Origin of the sequence: Cryobacterium sp. N19, assembly GCF_002929595.1 — a bacterium.
GTDB classification, from domain to species: Bacteria; Actinomycetota; Actinomycetes; order Actinomycetales; family Microbacteriaceae; genus Cryobacterium; species Cryobacterium flavum.
In genome coordinates this window covers 38,592-53,153 of the sequence record NZ_PJJR01000043.1, presented here as the reverse complement: position 1 = coordinate 53,153, position 14,562 = coordinate 38,592, and the positions used below count along the sequence as shown (strand labels likewise).

The 14,562-nt window shown below is 61.2% G+C and carries 13 protein-coding genes and 2 pseudogenes; 8 read left to right on the top strand and 7 right to left on the bottom strand.

Annotated features, from left to right (window positions below):
• Nucleotide 1: 1 nt before the first annotated feature.
• The 3 genes from fdrA to CXY78_RS03045 are packed head-to-tail and all read right to left on the bottom strand — an operon-like array spanning nucleotide 2 to nucleotide 3,176.
• Entirely contained in the window at nucleotides 2-1,618 is a 1,617-nt protein-coding gene (gene fdrA, locus CXY78_RS03055) for an acyl-CoA synthetase FdrA (protein ID WP_255410382.1), read from the bottom strand.
• Complete coding sequence (locus CXY78_RS03050; RefSeq protein ID WP_104087990.1) at nucleotides 1,615-2,508, bottom strand: DUF2877 domain-containing protein; 894 nt, start codon at nucleotides 2,506-2,508, stop codon at nucleotides 1,615-1,617. Before CXY78_RS03050 ends, fdrA begins: the two co-directional genes overlap by 4 nt.
• Nucleotides 2,508-3,176, bottom strand: a complete 669-nt coding sequence (locus CXY78_RS03045) for a cysteine hydrolase family protein (RefSeq protein WP_104087989.1) — start codon at nucleotides 3,174-3,176, stop codon at nucleotides 2,508-2,510. Before CXY78_RS03045 ends, CXY78_RS03050 begins: the two co-directional genes overlap by 1 nt.
• A 200-nt stretch (nucleotides 3,177-3,376) precedes the next feature.
• On the opposite strand from CXY78_RS03045, the gene CXY78_RS03040 reads away from it, so the two are divergent.
• On the top strand, nucleotides 3,377-4,258 hold the full coding sequence (locus tag CXY78_RS03040) for a LysR substrate-binding domain-containing protein (protein WP_104087987.1): 882 nt from the start codon (nucleotides 3,377-3,379) through the stop codon (nucleotides 4,256-4,258).
• Nucleotides 4,259-4,520: 262 nt separating this feature from the next.
• Nucleotides 4,521-5,129: a hypothetical protein gene (locus tag CXY78_RS03035; protein WP_104087986.1), complete on the top strand. Its 609-nt coding sequence runs from the start codon at nucleotides 4,521-4,523 to the stop codon at nucleotides 5,127-5,129.
• A 715-nt stretch (nucleotides 5,130-5,844) separates the two neighbouring features.
• Here CXY78_RS03035 and CXY78_RS03030 read toward each other — a convergent pair.
• Entirely contained in the window at nucleotides 5,845-6,450 is a 606-nt protein-coding gene (locus CXY78_RS03030) for an ABATE domain-containing protein (protein ID WP_233206067.1), read from the bottom strand.
• A gap of 100 nt (nucleotides 6,451-6,550) precedes the next feature.
• Between CXY78_RS03030 and CXY78_RS03025 the strand changes: the two genes are divergently transcribed.
• The 6 genes and pseudogenes from CXY78_RS03025 to CXY78_RS21880 all read left to right on the top strand — a co-directional run.
• Nucleotides 6,551-7,606, top strand: coding sequence for an LLM class flavin-dependent oxidoreductase (locus CXY78_RS03025; protein ID WP_104087983.1), 1,056 nt, complete (start codon nucleotides 6,551-6,553; stop codon nucleotides 7,604-7,606).
• Between the two features lie 54 nt (nucleotides 7,607-7,660).
• Nucleotides 7,661-8,290 (top strand): isochorismatase family protein, encoded by a 630-nt coding sequence (locus tag CXY78_RS03020; protein ID WP_104087981.1) that lies wholly within the window; start codon nucleotides 7,661-7,663, stop codon nucleotides 8,288-8,290.
• Nucleotides 8,291-8,405: 115 nt separating this feature from the next.
• Nucleotides 8,406-8,658 (top strand): annotated as a pseudogene (locus CXY78_RS21490) (recombinase family protein); the annotation flags it as partial.
• A 601-nt stretch (nucleotides 8,659-9,259) separates the two neighbouring features.
• Nucleotides 9,260-10,417: an ImmA/IrrE family metallo-endopeptidase gene (locus tag CXY78_RS03010; protein ID WP_104087980.1), complete on the top strand. Its 1,158-nt coding sequence runs from the start codon at nucleotides 9,260-9,262 to the stop codon at nucleotides 10,415-10,417.
• On the top strand, nucleotides 10,417-10,902 hold the full coding sequence (locus CXY78_RS03005) for a DUF4411 family protein (RefSeq protein ID WP_104087978.1): 486 nt from the start codon (nucleotides 10,417-10,419) through the stop codon (nucleotides 10,900-10,902). Before CXY78_RS03010 ends, CXY78_RS03005 begins: the two co-directional genes overlap by 1 nt.
• A 266-nt stretch (nucleotides 10,903-11,168) precedes the next feature.
• Nucleotides 11,169-11,452, top strand: a pseudogene (locus tag CXY78_RS21880) (recombinase family protein); the annotation flags it as partial.
• 223 nt (nucleotides 11,453-11,675) lie between these two features.
• Here the strand turns inward: CXY78_RS21880 and CXY78_RS02995 are convergent.
• From CXY78_RS02995 to CXY78_RS02985, 3 genes are all read right to left on the bottom strand, one after another.
• Nucleotides 11,676-12,752, bottom strand: coding sequence for a maleylacetate reductase (locus CXY78_RS02995; protein ID WP_104087976.1), 1,077 nt, complete (start codon nucleotides 12,750-12,752; stop codon nucleotides 11,676-11,678).
• A gap of 37 nt (nucleotides 12,753-12,789) precedes the next feature.
• Nucleotides 12,790-13,455: an alpha/beta hydrolase gene (locus CXY78_RS02990; RefSeq protein WP_104087974.1), complete on the bottom strand. Its 666-nt coding sequence runs from the start codon at nucleotides 13,453-13,455 to the stop codon at nucleotides 12,790-12,792.
• A gap of 81 nt (nucleotides 13,456-13,536) precedes the next feature.
• Nucleotides 13,537-14,490, bottom strand: coding sequence for a VOC family protein (locus CXY78_RS02985; RefSeq protein ID WP_104087973.1), 954 nt, complete (start codon nucleotides 14,488-14,490; stop codon nucleotides 13,537-13,539).
• Nucleotides 14,491-14,562: the final 72 nt, after the last annotated feature.

Here is a 14,562-nt window from a genome sequence, read left to right as displayed (position 1 = left end):
TTCACTTCTTTCCGGGCTTGGTGAGCTCGCCTGAATTTGTGGAGGCCGCGATCTGGGATACGAGGAAGCCGGCCATCTGTGCGGCTTGGGCGTTGCTGTCTGAGACGAAAACCCCGGCAGCTTCAAGGGCGGCCACGACGGTTTTGCGGGACTGGGGATCTTCGTCGGTTCCACAGACGTGTGCGAGGAGAGTCAGGGAACGGCCAGCGGCCGAGGCCAGCGATCGGGCCCGCTCAAGAACCTCAAGCAGGTGACTGGTCGGGTCGTCTGCCGCGCCATATCCCAGGACCACGTCGAAGAGCAGAACCGCGGTGGATGGGTCCTCGGCCTCGGCCAGGAGCCGCTCATCGCGGAGGGTCGGGTCGATCATGGGGTGGGCACGGCCGCGTGTGAAGTCGTCGTCTCCCATGTCGATGATGGTGTGCTCGCGGCTGGTCCAGATGTCTTCGAGCACGGGGTTACCCGTGACGGGAGTGTTGGAATGGGCGTGGATGCCGTAGGCCTGGCTGAGCGCTTGGGCCTCGTAACAGAATGTGCCGCCGGAGTAGATGCCGCGAAGGTAGCGCTGCGAGTTGCTTACTCGGCTTGCGACCTCCCGAAGTCGGTCCTGCACCGCCATAGGGAGAGGGAGCTGCGCGGCCGGAATGGCCCCAAGTTCCGGGGGTGTGCCATTGAGCAGGACCACGGCGAGATCCGCAGCTTCGGCCAGGGTCGACGCCGTGTGGAGTTGCTCGTCCGTTTGTGCGCGGTCGCCGGCACCGACGAACATGACCACTACTGGCGTGGACAGGTTGCGGGCCACCTCCAAAACCACGGAGGCAACCTCGGGCGCCGGGGGCTTGGAGACCAACACGATGACGTCGGTGTCGTCGTCAGCGCCAAGGGAACGCAGTGCGTGCAAGGTGGACAGGCCGCCAACCTGGCTGGACAGATCGTGGCCGCCCGTTCCGATGGCCTGTGACACGCCCGCACCGAGCTGGTGAATGCGGGAGGTGATCTCCTGCATCCCTGTTCCCGATGCGCCGACGACTCCGATGCGGCCTCGGCGAACCACGTTGGCGAAGCCCAACGGAATCCCGTTGATCAGTGCGGTACCGCAGTCGGGGCCCATCACCAGCAACTCGTGTTCCGTGGCGTACTGCTTGACTTCGACTTCGCTCTCAATGGGCATGTTGTCGCTGAAAATCATCGCGTTCAAGCCGAGCTTGAGGGCCTTGAGAGCTTCGGCGGCGGCGTACGGGCCGGGGACTGAAATCAAGGCCAGGTTCGCGCTCGGGTCAGCGGCCACGGCGAGTCGCAGGCTGGTAGAGGGCCGGCCCTGGGCGGTGCCGGCGCCGGAGTCATCGACCGGCTGTTCAGCCAACAGCCTGTCGGCTAGCGTGAGGGCTTCCTCGCACGCGGCGTCTTCGCCGCGAACAACTACGAGAAGATCGTTGACGTTGGCGTCGGTGACGTCGGCGAGTCCGGCATTTTGAAGGTTTTCCCGGTTGGTGTCTGTTGCCATGACAACCGAAGCTGCCTGGATCTCCGGCACTGCCATCAGGGCAGAAGAAACCGCCATCAGGGAGACAGAATCCTTGTACAGATTAGGATAAACGCGGTGCTGTTGGGTGATCATGCGGCCTTCTTACTATCGGAAAAATTGAGTGCGGCTTCCAAGCCAAGGAGCACACCCCTGAGAGCATCGGCGCCGGAGGAAGCCCCAACGCTCAAGACCTCGCGGGTGCGGGCGTGCACATCGTCAACCGAGGAACCGGTGAAAACGGAATCGACCAGATTTGTGAGGGGTTCACTGAAGGAGCCCCGCGTTGCGAGTCGGAGGTAGTGTGCGCTGATACTTGTGGTGCGGTGAGTATTGCGGAGGACGCTCTCAGCAATGCGGGAGACGATGGCCGTTGATCCGGCAGTCTGACCGCCGCGAGTTAGCGCGGCCAGGAGCCCGACGAGCACATCGTCACCGCTAGGTGTAAGGCCTTCACCGGCGCCGATCAGCCGTCCGACAACCACGTCAAGGTCGTCGGTTCGCGAATCGGAGGCGGTACCGGCGACGATGCCGCGGAGAGCGGCTAGGTCGCGAGCGAGAGTGAACGCCAGCGCCGACGAGCTGCGGGCCGTGGGAGCCCCGTGAACCCGGATCAACTCATCCAGGAGCCGGCGAGCAACCGCTGGTGGTGCAAAGCATGCGGGGGCGTGGGGTGCCCACATGGGCACCCCACGAAGGTCCAGAAGGTGGCTGCCGAAAGACAGCCACCCCGATCGAAAGCTGGCGCGGTCGCCCACGTGCACGATCGGAGTCCAGGGCGTGGTCCCGACCATAGCAACCCGCACCGAGGTGGGAGTGTGCTGTTTCGCTGCGTCGTGCACTGTGATGAGCAATTCTCCGACGGCAATGTTGCAGGCCGTAGCGAAGACACTGTGGATGGTGCCGTCACAATCGAACGACGGCACCAAGTGAGCCTTTGACACTGCATAGCCGCTTGATGCCGAGGCCGCCCAGCCGGTGCTCATTAGGAGGCGATGGCCTCGATCGCGTGCTGGGAGGTGGAGACCCAGCCAAAGATGCCGCCCTGCGCCTTGATCATTTCGAGGCCGACTGCTTGGAACTCGGGGAAGTAAGAGCCGACGCAGTCTTCGAGCACGACGCATTCATAACCGCGGTCATTGCCCTCGCGCACGGTGGACTGCACGCAGACCTCGGTGGTCACACCGCACACGATAAGCGTCTTGATTCCGCGGTTCTGCAGGATGATGTGCAGGTCGGTCTCGAAGAACGCGCCCTTTCCGGGCTTGTCGATGACCGGTTCACCCTCGACGGGGTAGAGCTCGGGAATGATGTCGTGACCTTCTTCTCCCCGAACCAAGATGCGTCCCATCGGCCCCTCCGTGCCGATGAAGGTCTTGCCACCCCGGGTGAGTTTCGCGGGTGGGCAGTCGGTGAGGTCGGGCCGGTGGCCTTCGCGGGTGTGCACAACGAGCATCTTGGCCGCTCGCGCTGCATCCAATACGGTGCGCGTTGGCTCAATCGCCGAGCGCAGCAAGGAGACATCATTGCCCAGCAGCTCCCCAAAGCCGTGCGGCTGCAGGAAGTCCCGCTGCATGTCAATGATGATGAGTGCAGTAGTCGAGACGTTCAAATCGAGGTCAAACGGTTCGGCGGCGATGGTGGTGCTGCTCATGTGCGAATTCTCCTGCGCTAGCAAATATGGCAGCGGCGAGGCTTGTGACGTCGACCGCTAACGGTGTAATTCATTGGCGCCGGCGACATACCGTCGTGGGCGTCATAAACCATCGTTGCTCGAATAAGCTAATCTGTCCAACGGATAAAACAGAAGACTGTAATCGATATATTTGATGAATAGGATTGCGGAGTCAAACTATGGAGTTACGCCAACTGGAGCACTTCGTAGCGGTCGCGAAGCACCTGAGTTTCACCCGCGCGGCCCACGAGGTGTCGGTCGTTCAATCGTCGCTGAGCAGCTCTGTCAGCAAGCTGGAACATGAACTCGGTGCCCCCTTGTTCGACCGGACCACCCGCACGGTGGGGCTCACCTCGGCAGGGTGGGCACTGCTACCGGTGGCACAGCGCATCCTGCGGGAAATACACGCGGCCAAAGAGGCTGTGGCTGCCGTCACCGGGGTTCTCCGAGGGCGGCTGGCGGTGGGAACCATCCAGCTGCTCAGCTGGGTGGACCTGCCCCTGAGCCTCAGTAAGTTTCATCAGACGCATCCCGATGTAGAGATCGCCCTGCGCGAGGCTCCCGTGGACGAACTCCTCGAGGGGGTGATCATCGGGGAGCTCGACATCGCGTACATCGCTCGCGATCACAGCAAACTGCCCGACACTATCGCCGTGCTCGCGACCTGGGATGAAGAGTTGGTCGTCATCGCGCCGCGCGACCATCCCCTTACTCGCCAGGAGCAGGTATTCCTGTCGGATCTGGGGGAGGAGCCGTTTGTCGACTTCCAGGCGGGGAGCGGGTTGCAGAAGGTCGTTGAGCACGTCTGTGAGCAGGCGCACCTCAAGCGCCACATCACACTCTCGGTCACCCAACTCGACCTGCTCATTTCCCTGGTTCGTTCCGGACTCGGGATCGCCATCATCCCGGCACCGGTCGCTCGGGGCACCGACCTGGCCAGCATTCGGATCGCGGGGCCCGTGCCGCATCGGAAACTCGCGCTGGTATCCCGAACGCCACAACCGAGTAACCCCGCTGCCGTCGCGTTGTTGCGCGACGTGCACGGCCTCACTCTTGGCTGAGGTCAGAAGCTAGCCGCCCGTCGGTGCCGCTCTGCTCCGTCAGGGTGATGTGGCTCCTGGTCTCGCAGTCGGTCAACACCCGTCAGGAACTTTTGCCATTGTGAGCCACGGTTTCACCGTTACGAAGGGCGAACCGGAGAGGGCTGTGGCGTGCCCCCTCACGTTTGGGGTGTGCATTTCTTCGCTTAAGCTGAAGCCAGCAACTTGGGCAGGGCCGATCGGTCTGGGGCTTTTGGGGGCACGGACGTAAGGCAATTGCACCATGAAGACGAAGAACATTCTCATCGCGACCGCCGCTGGCATCGTTCTGCTGCTGGGCGGCGCCGGCATTGCTCTGGCCGTGAGCGACAACAACAACGACGGCCCCCTCACCGGGGAGACGCTCGACCGCGCCAGCAACGCCGCCATCGCCGAGGTCGGCTCGGGCACCGTGACGAACGCAGACCGCAACGACGACGGCGGAAGCGCCTATGACCTCGAGGTGCGCCTCGACGACGGCACGACCGTAGACGTTGAGCTCAACGACGCCTTCGACGTGGTCTGGGTCGGCGACTACGACAACGACGACACGAACAATTCAAACAACAACTCGTCGAACAATACGACCGACAGCAGCAGCTCATCCTCGCCCAGCACAGCCCCGAGCGCCGCGGTCGACACGACCACAGCAGACCAGGCAGCGAGCGACCGCTCCAGCGCGGAGGCCGCCGCCCTCGCCGCTGTCGGCAGCGGTCGCGTGACGGACTTCGACCGGGACGACGACTGGGACCACCTCTACGAGGTTGAGGTCACCCTCGACAACGGCAGCGACCGCGACGTCGATCTCGACGCCAACTTCGCCGTCGTGAGCATCGACGACGTTCTGCAGTAACCATTTTTACCAGAGGCGCTGAGCGAATCCGCTCAGCGCCTCTGCTGATTAAAGTGTCAGCGATTTAGGGGGAGGGGCATCAGCCGCCGCACCGTCGCCTCACGAGGAAGCCGATCGTGCGCCGCCAGTGAGGGGGCCGTCGTTGTTGTTGCTCACGGCCAGATGAATGCCGGCGCCGCCGAACGGCAGACCAAGGCGCTGCACGATTTTGGGATTCCCGATGACCGCATTTACGAAGACAAAATCAGTGGCAAATGCAAGAACCGTCCCGGACTCGATGGGGTGAAGGCGCCGACCGCTTCGCCCCGGACGGACGATTCACCCCAAAGGCACCTAACGGGGCCAGGCTTATGATGAGTCACGACCAGAGCAAAGCGACCAATACCAACCCTGCCAGCCGGTCACAGACCAGCCAAACCAAGACTCACAGGCTTGTGAATTCGTCGAATATCTGACGCTAAGGCTTTGTGACTGTGTGGTGTTCGGTAGCGATCGTTTTCGGTAATTACCCGCGCGCGAATCACTGCCGGTTCTCTCCTTCGGTGCGGCTGGGAGCCAGCCATAGACCGAGGATCCTCGCCGACGGGGGATAATCTCCCGAAAGACTGTCGCCACACCCATGAAACGCCTGGGACATATTATGCGGGTCGAGGGCCTCTGTGAGGGACGGCGGGGTTGCCTGATCGCGTAAGTTGCGCTCCACGCATTGTGAGGATCATGTCAATGCCGAGTTCGTTTGGGAGCGCTTGCGCGCGTACGAGCGCGCGGCGCGTACTCGGTCCCCGCACCGGATTGAGCACCACTGCCTACGTCCGTGGGTCTTCAGCAGGAACCGCGAGCATGGTTCCGCTTCACACTGCGCCAGCAGATGAGCTTCGTCGCCTGCGAGCAGTGCTGAGGCATCTTCCGCGATGACGGACATGGCGTGCTCGATGAGCCGGGTAGCTGGGTGTTCTAGCGAGCGGAAGAACCCATCGCTGGATGCATAGCGAAGCAGGGGAGTGTTGGGGGCGGCAACGAGAGCGGCGTTGATGCCGTCGAGCACTCGAGGATCGACGGTGGAACCGGAGATGCGAGCGGCGAAGGCTTCCCGAAGGTCGCCGCGGAGGCCGACGAGCCGGCTTTGACAGTAGGACTGCAAGATCGCGCCTTCGTCGACGAGACCGCGCGTAATGAGCCAGGTGGTCGTCCCCTCGGGGGTATTCAGGGCATCGTAGCTCTTCCCTCCGGGCAGATGGATTTCGCTGTTCACGAGGTCAATGCTGCGGTGTTCCCGGGCCCCGGGGCTTGGCGGTAGCGGCATTTCAAACATGCGTCTCATGGTAGCAGGGTTGATTTACCGTGACATGCTGCTACGCTCAACATCACGCTAAAATACGATTATCCCGTGAGAAATAAGGTCTGGTTTGCAATCCGTTCCAATGTTTGGTTCTGCCCCGTTCGCCCTGTCCGTACACACCGGGGGCGGTCCTGGCGTCGGGCGCACTGCCGAAGAAGGACTCGCCGACATTATTCGCATCGCGAAGACCGCGGATCGCTTCGGCTATCACCGTTTGTGGATGTCAGAGCACCACGCAATGCCTGCGCTGTCCGTCGCTTCGCCGCCACTAATGATCGCTCGTCTCACCGCGGATACCGAGCGCATCCGGCTCGGCGCGGGTGGGGTGATGCTGCCGAACCATGCTCCGCTGGTGATTGCGGAGCAGTTCGGGATGCTCGATGCCCTCGCCTCGGGGCGTATCGACCTCGGACTTGGGCGGGCCCCGGGTACCGACGGCGCGACCGCCGCCGCGCTGCGCCGCGGAGCCAGGGCGAATGATGCGTTCCCGCAGCAAGTCGCCGAGCTGCTCGGCTTCCTCACCGACGATTTCCCAGCTGGCCACCCCTACCGCGAGGTTCACGCGGTGCCCGGCCCGTGGCAGAACGCGCAGAACCGGGTGCCGGCTTCGGCGACGCACCCGCAGGTGTGGATACTCGGGTCATCGCCCTACTCCGCGCAACTGGCAGCCAGGCTCGGCCGCCCCTACGCGTTTGCGCTGCAGTTCGGCGACGCCGATATCACCACGGCTATGCGCATCTACCGCGAGAACTTCATTCCCTCGGAGGTGCTCGACCGGCCCTACTCGTTGGTGAGCGTGAGTGCGATGGTCGCCGAGGATGCCACCGAGGCCAAGCGTGAAGCTTCGACTGCGGCGATGGCGATGCTGCGCATGTTCAAGCGGGAACCGTACACACTTTTCTCGGCCGAGGAAGTCGCAGCTTATCCTGCGACGGCGAACGAGCAGGGGATCCTCGATATGTACACGAACCGCGCCTACGCCGGAACGGCGGAGACCGTGGCCCATCGCCTCGAAGACCTTCAGGAGCAGACCGCCGTCGATGAGGTCATGGTCGTGCTAGGCACCCATTCCCGCGGCGCGGATGAGCGCACCGTCACACTCCTCGCTGATCACTACGGTATTCACGCGCAGCCCTAAATTCTTTCGGTATCCGCCGGAAGCCACCCCACCACCACAACCAAGGGAGAACCCATGTCAACACCCCGCCGCGCCCTGATCGTCATCGACGCCCAGCAGGAATACTTCGAAGGACTGCTGCCGATCCAGTACCCTGCACGAGATAAGTCGGTCTCTCGCATCGCCGAGGCGATGGACACAGCCGAGCAGGCCGGTATTCCGGCCGTCATTGTGCAGCACGAAGCCCCCGCAGGGTTCCCGGTCTTCGCGCCGGAGTCGTCGACTTTCGAGCTACACCCCGAGATCGCGAAACGCGCCGATCACGCGGCACATCGCTTCACGAAATCCTTCGCCAGCATATTCGCCGGCACTGGCCTCGAAGAGTGGCTGCGCGAGCGCGAGATCGACACAATCACCATCGTGGGCTACATGACGAACAACTGCGTCATTGGTTCCGCCGCCGCGGCCGAACCCCTCGGATTCACCGTCGAGGTGCTATCGGATGCGACCGGAGCCATCGGCATTGTGAACGCCGCCGGTTCTGCGTCGGCAAACCGGGTACACGAGACAATCATGGCCGTTCTGAACTCTAACTGGGCTGCGGTCGCCACGACGAGCGCCTGGGCCGAAGCCGTAACATCCGAGAACGCTGTCGCAGGCGACAACCTCATCGAGTCAGCTGCCCGGGGGCGGGACGCTAAATAATTCAACGAACAGCAGGAATCGGTACGCAACGTCGTACCGGTTCCTGCGCTTTTGACAACATGAAAGTGAATGTTCCGTACGCAGTAGCCGAAAGGCTGGGCATACGAGTCAACTCGGACCAACCGCGGCGACCGGTACCACAACCGCACCAGGGAAGCTTGTCCTGGGATCTTCGCCGCTCTCTCTGAATTCGAGCGGGTGCTCATCTCTGAGCGCACAGTTGGAGGGCTCGCCGCTGGTCGAGCACGGGGGCGAAGGTCCGCTTGGCCATGGCCGCGATGGGGCAGAAGGAAACGACAGTCAGCGCCCTTTGTCAGGAGCTTGGGAGCACCCGGCAGACGCTGTACCGTGCATGTTGCACCGGCTGAGATCTGCGGGCCGACGGCCACTAAAGAAAGGCGTCGACGGAGTGCGGTTGTGACCATGCTCGCAGTCTATTTCCAGACCTCGAACCGAGCGGAGTACCAATGATTTCAGTGCCAACACTGTGCCCCAGGGGTGTCTCATAACGAACGGTGTCTACCACAATTACGACAGGAGGTTATGCGACGTAGTTACAAGACTCGCCGCACCGCCAGATTCCGCCAAGTTTAGGAAGCGCAGCTCACGGCCGTGAGACGTCTTATATCCCTAGGGATACGCGACGGCTGTGTGTCACGGTCTTCAGCTATTTCCTCGAAGATCCCAGTGTCGCAGCCACCCGCTAAGGTACTGAAAGCGGGCTGATCCCCGTGTCGCTCTGGGCTTTCCGCTCCCGATGGGTAACGAATACCGCGAACCACAGCATCCTGTCAGCTACGCAGGCTTGGCCAGCATGGGCGACGTAGCAGGGGCGGGCCTGATCAGCCCGCCCCACCCGCACCGTTTAGCGGCTGAGTTAGTTCTTAACAAAGTTCATGCTGGGGGGCTGAGCGCGCCCAGACCGGTGAAGCCTAGGATGAAACCAATGTCCATGTTGAAGGGAGCCTTATGTCCGTTCGCATGAACGTGCGTCCCGAACTCATCAAATGGGCTCTCCAGCGAGCTAGCTGGACAGACGTGAATGCTGAGCAGAAGTTCCCCCGGTTGGCAGAGTGGATCGCTGGGGATGTTTCTCCGACCCTGCGGCAGCTGCAGGGCTTCGCCGCCGCCGTGCACGTTCCGTTCGGTTTCCTCCTGCTGCCGGAACCACCAGAGGAAGAGACGCCTATCCCAGATTTCCGGACGCGGGGCAATGAAGGCCGGACTACTCTGTCTCCCGACCTCAGGGACACAATTCATACCTGTCAGCTGCGCCAGGAATGGTTTCGTCAGTTTGCTGTCGCGCATGGGTTTCAGCCGGTCGACTTTGTAGGATCGGTGGCCGTCGGTGATCCTGTCGAACCCGTTGCGGATGCGATTCGTCAAGCCATCAACTTCACCATGGAACGGCGAATTGCCTTCAGAACTTGGGAAGAAGCGCTGCGCCAGTTGATTGATCTGATCGAAACGGCCGGGATACTCGTGTCCATCAATGGTGTGGTGGGCGCGGATACCCATCGCAAACTCGACCCCGACGAATTTGGCGGGTTCGCTCTAGTCGACGACTACGCACCACTGATCTTTGTGAATGCTGCGGACACGAAGGCTGCTCAGATCTTCACCATCGTCCACGAGCTGGCGCACATTTGGGCTGGAGAGTCCGCTCTTTCGGATTCCGGCGTCTCCCGCAACCCGACCGAATCTCACGAGAAGTGGTGCAACGAGGTCGCTGCGGAAGTGCTGGTGCCTCGAGCTCGCATACGAAGCGACTACCGCGGTGATCCGGATGCCGAGGAGCTTGACCGCCTCGCGAAGGCGTATCGAGTAAGCACACTCGTTATCTTGCATCGGTTGTTTGAAACCAAAGCTCTCGCATGGGACGAGTTTCGGGAGCGTTATCAAGCAGAGCTTGAACGCGTGCGGGCGATCGCGGACAGCAGGAGGGCTTCCAGCAATGGTGGCAATTTCTACTTCACCCAGCCTCTTCGGCTTGGGCGACGATTTGCAAGAGCAGTTGTACTGGATACGTTTGAGGGTGGCACGACCTACGGAGAGGCATATCGACTGTTGGGGACATCGAAGCCGGAAACATTCAACAAGCTTGCGGCCGAGCTGGGGGTAGCTTGATGTACCTGCTCGACAGCAACGTCTTCATAGAAGCGAAGAATCGCTACTACGCATTCGACCTAGCTCCTGGATTTTGGGAATGGCTGGACTCCGCCAGTAACGCAGGTGTTATTGGCAGCATTGACCAGGTCGGCCGTGAACTCACGCGGGGCACCGACGACCTTTCGACGTGGGCCAGCGGGCGGCCTGAGGTTTTCCGCCCTACTGACGAGCTCGTGGTCATGAAGCTCGCGGAACTCTCTGTTTGGGCCAACGGTGCCGGATACACCTCAGCAGCCGTGAGTGAGTTCTTGAGTGTGGCCGACTATTACCTAGTGGCACATGCCGCAGCATATGGGGACACCGTAGTAACGCATGAGCAGCCTCAAGCGGCCGCAAAGAAGCGCATCCTCATCCCGAACGCATGCATTGCCATGGGCGTGAAGTACTGCGACACGTTTACGATGCTTCGATCCGGAAGTGTGCAATTCGGCCTGCTTGAATAGTCCGTAAACGCAGACGGCTGGACGCCCGTCGACCCAGCTCCGGAGCAGCGAGCGATGAGTTCAATGCGCCAAATAGCCATCACAGAACGCCGCAAGGGAGCCGGGAAAGTCACGCCTCTACTCTTGCTCAAGTGGGCGGCTGTCTCGTAACCGACATGTCTCGTATCCCATGGGATAGAAGACGCTGACTACCCGCTCTGAGCAACGCGGTAACCAGGTCGATGCGCCAAATAGCGATCACGGAATTCCGCCACATAGTACCGAAAGTCACTGGTATTTTCGCTGCCCTGGCCGAGTTCGAGCGGGCGCTCATTTCTGAGCGCACGGTCGCCAGGCTCGCCGCAGCGCGAGCACGGGGGAGGACGGGTGGGCGCCCGTTCAAGATGACGCCGGCCAAGGTTCGCCTAGCCAGGCAGCGATGGGGCAGCGGGAAACAAAGGTGGGTGCCCTCTGCAAAGAACTCGGTGTCACCCGGCAGACGCTGTGCCGCCATGTCTCCCCGGCGGGGGAGCTGCGACCAGACGGCGCGAGGCTGATCTCCAAGAAGTAGTGCATCCGTGATTTCCGACGTCGCGTGTTCCTTGTTGTGGTTTTCGCATGCAGTTTTGAACGGTCCCGGGTAGTTCGTCTCGAAAACGGGTCCGTTTCATAGGAATAATCGTGGCGAGACCTCCGTCGCTTGGGCACAGTCAGCCCTTCTTGGCCAGGACAACTGTGTCGTGCAGCAATCGGCCAAGCGTGCAGGGTTCAACTCCCTTCAGGAATCTGGCGTCCTAGAGATCGATAAGGATCTTGGGGTCTTCCCCCGTGGTGGCGGCGGCCAGCACGGCAGTGAGACTTTCGCGGTCGACTCGACGTGGATTGGTGGCGGGAATCTGGGGAAGGACCACTTCAACGGCCTCGCGGATGCTGTGCACTGTGAAGCCATAATCTTCCAGCGCACGGGGGGCGCCAAGTACTCCGCGCAATTTTTGCAGTCCTTCATTGGGATCGACGGTGCCGAATGCAGCTGCAATGCGGCTCGACGCCTCGGGCGCGGCCGGAGCGTTGAAGGCCAGGACGTATGGGAGTACGGTGGCGTGGGTTTGAGCGTGCGGGAGGTTGAACGTGCCTCCAAGTACATGGCAGATCTTGTGGTGCATCCCCGACCCGGCAGAGGCAAATGCGACAGCTGACAGATACGCCCCATATAGGGCCCGCTCCCGTCCGGCAAGTCCATTGGGGTCTATTTTGATTGCGGGCAGTCCTTGGCTCAGGGCGCGGATGCCCTCCGCTGCCAGCGCGGCGTTGATGGGGTCCGCACTTGGGGCCCAGAGCGAGTCGATGCAGTGCGCCATCGCGTTGAGCCCGGACGCGACGGATAAATCCACCGGCAGAGAAAGGGTCAGGGCAGCGTCGTAGATTACGGTCACCGGCAGCACGCGTTCGTCTACTCCTGTGGTCTTCCGTGCAGCGTCGGTCATGCCCCAGACATTCGTGGCCTCGGATCCTGCGTAGGTCGTCGGGATAGCTATGATCGGGATTCCGGTTGCCAGCGCCACAGCCTTTGCCAGGCCGGTGGTGGAGCCCCCACCCACCGACACCAGCAGATCTATATTGTTCGCTGTAGCCGCGTTGCGCGCTTTCTGTGCCGTCTCGACGGGTACATGCATGACCACCTCATTCCAGCGAAGTACCGGTGAAATTTGTGCACTGATTCGATCCGCGATTGCAGACTCAAATTCAGACGCGATCACCATCACACGGCCGGCGTCCAGCCTGAGGACTTCTGCCGCTAAGTGTTCTGCTGCCTTCCCTGAGCCGAATAGCACGCGCTGGCCAAGAGTCACATGCTCAAAATCCAAAGTCACTTCTATTTCCTGTCTGCGTCGAGGGTGTATGGAGCGCTCAAGGCGTGGGGTTCTGGTTCGCCTGGCTCGCGGAGTTATACAAAAGGGTCGCGGCGGCATTGACGGCTTCCTCCGTGATGATGTGTTCGTCGCCCGGCACGATATTCAGGTCTACTTCGGCGCCGGCTTTGAGCAGAGCGGCCGCCGTCTGCTCAACCCTCATCCTCGGCACCCATGGATCGTCCTCGATGCTTCGTAGCACCGCGGGGACGCCTTTTAAAGGTTTCCCTACTGGACCGGCAATGACATCGGGACCGATATAGCCGCCGGTCAGCAAAATGAGCCCGCCATATTTCACCGGACGGGAGAGCACGAAGTGGGACAGCAGACAGGCACCCTGCGAAAAGCCGCAAAGAATAACCTGATCCAGAGTGAATCCGTCTGATAGGACGGCGGAAACGTGAGACTCTAGCGCCACCATCGACTCGGAAAGAGCCGGCTCGTTGTGCTCAATAGGTTCCAGGAACGGCCTCGGATACCACGTGTCTGCCGCTGCAGACGGTGCGTAGTACCGCAGCCCGGAGACCTCGAAGCGCTCAGACAGAGCCTGCATGAAAGAAGGGGTCTGACCTCGACCGTGCACAATCAGGACCGCAACACGGGCTTCTCCCAAGCTGCTGCCCCAGACAGCCATCGGCCGATTCGCGTGCGGATTTTCAGTCATCACTGGTCTCCTCAGAACTGGGCGGTCAGTCCGAATAGGCCGGGGCCGCACTAGATCTTCGTGCGGCCTGCGGAACGGACGCTAGACGTCGATGTGTTCGAGCTGTTCAAAAATCTTCACTCGCTGGTTTTCGAACTGCGAGGGCAATTGGAATTTGGTGCCGAGCTCCTCCGGGGATTCGTCACAGGTCCAACCGCCGTCCTCGTCGGTCACTGCGAGCTCGAATAGGGCACCGCCGGGGGTGCGTACATACACGCTCTTGAAATACTTTCGGTCCTTCAGCTCGGAGATATCCGTGTAGCCGGCGCCCTCAATTTCAAACTTGACCTCGTCTTGGTTCTTGAGCGTATCCAGGTTCCAAGCGAAGTGGTGGTAGGTTCCCGCACCATACGTCCAGGTTCCCTGGTCGTCGGTGCGGTTGACAGTAAGTTCGACGTGGTTGCCAAATTTCTCGTTTCCGACTTGGAAAACGGCCCGATCGCCCTCCTCCGAGATCTGGCCCTGAGAGAAGAAGGTATCGTTTGCGAAATCCACCATCCTTTCGGGCGTGGTGACGTGGATTCCGATGCCATGGATGCCATGGATGGCATGTTCTCCGGGAACTCCATTGCCTGCGAAACCCTCGCGCGGGTCGTTGTCAGTGCCGACGAAGACATATTCAATGCCGGAGGGATGGCGAAACGCCAGCCGACGCTGGTCGAAGACTTCAATGTTCTCCACGCCAGCCTTGTGCTCGGTCAAACGCTGATGCCAAAAGTCCAGCGACGTGGAGGGAACCGAAAGCAGGACTTCCCTAGCCTGGTTCGTTCCCCGCTTGCCATGGATGCCGGCCTGGGCCCAGGGGAAGGTGGTGATCACCGAGGACGGGTCACCGGCCGCATTGGAGTAGTACAGGTGATAAATGGGTTTGGAACCGTCGAAGAGCACGGTTCGCTTGATGAACTTCATGCCCAGCGTTTTGACATGGAAGTCCACGTCCTCCTGGGCGGTTCCGACAGAAAGCGTTACATGGTGTGAGCCCTGTACGTAAGCCACAGATATCTCCTTCGATAAGTTCAGATGCTTTTGCGCCCTCATTAAGCTAGGCGATCTCGTCGCCCATGTCTA

Excerpts from the sequence above, each read along its gene's own strand:
- CXY78_RS03025 (WP_104087983.1), top strand. The coding sequence starts at position 6,551 with ATGTTTGGTTCTGCCCCGTTCGCCCTGTCCGTACACACCGGGGGCGGT.
- CXY78_RS02990 (WP_104087974.1), bottom strand. The coding sequence starts at position 13,455 with ATGACTGAAAATCCGCACGCGAATCGGCCGATGGCTGTCTGGGGCAGC.
- CXY78_RS03020 (WP_104087981.1), top strand. The coding sequence starts at position 7,661 with ATGTCAACACCCCGCCGCGCCCTGATCGTCATCGACGCCCAGCAGGAA.
- CXY78_RS03040 (WP_104087987.1), top strand. The coding sequence starts at position 3,377 with ATGGAGTTACGCCAACTGGAGCACTTCGTAGCGGTCGCGAAGCACCTG.
- CXY78_RS03030 (WP_233206067.1), bottom strand. The coding sequence starts at position 6,450 with ATGAGACGCATGTTTGAAATGCCGCTACCGCCAAGCCCCGGGGCCCGG.
- CXY78_RS03005 (WP_104087978.1), top strand. The coding sequence starts at position 10,417 with ATGTACCTGCTCGACAGCAACGTCTTCATAGAAGCGAAGAATCGCTAC.
- CXY78_RS03010 (WP_104087980.1), top strand. The coding sequence starts at position 9,260 with ATGTCCGTTCGCATGAACGTGCGTCCCGAACTCATCAAATGGGCTCTC.
- CXY78_RS03050 (WP_104087990.1), bottom strand. The coding sequence starts at position 2,508 with ATGAGCACCGGCTGGGCGGCCTCGGCATCAAGCGGCTATGCAGTGTCA.
- fdrA (WP_255410382.1), bottom strand. The coding sequence starts at position 1,618 with ATGATCACCCAACAGCACCGCGTTTATCCTAATCTGTACAAGGATTCT.
- CXY78_RS03045 (WP_104087989.1), bottom strand. The coding sequence starts at position 3,176 with ATGAGCAGCACCACCATCGCCGCCGAACCGTTTGACCTCGATTTGAAC.
- CXY78_RS03035 (WP_104087986.1), top strand. The coding sequence starts at position 4,521 with ATGAAGACGAAGAACATTCTCATCGCGACCGCCGCTGGCATCGTTCTG.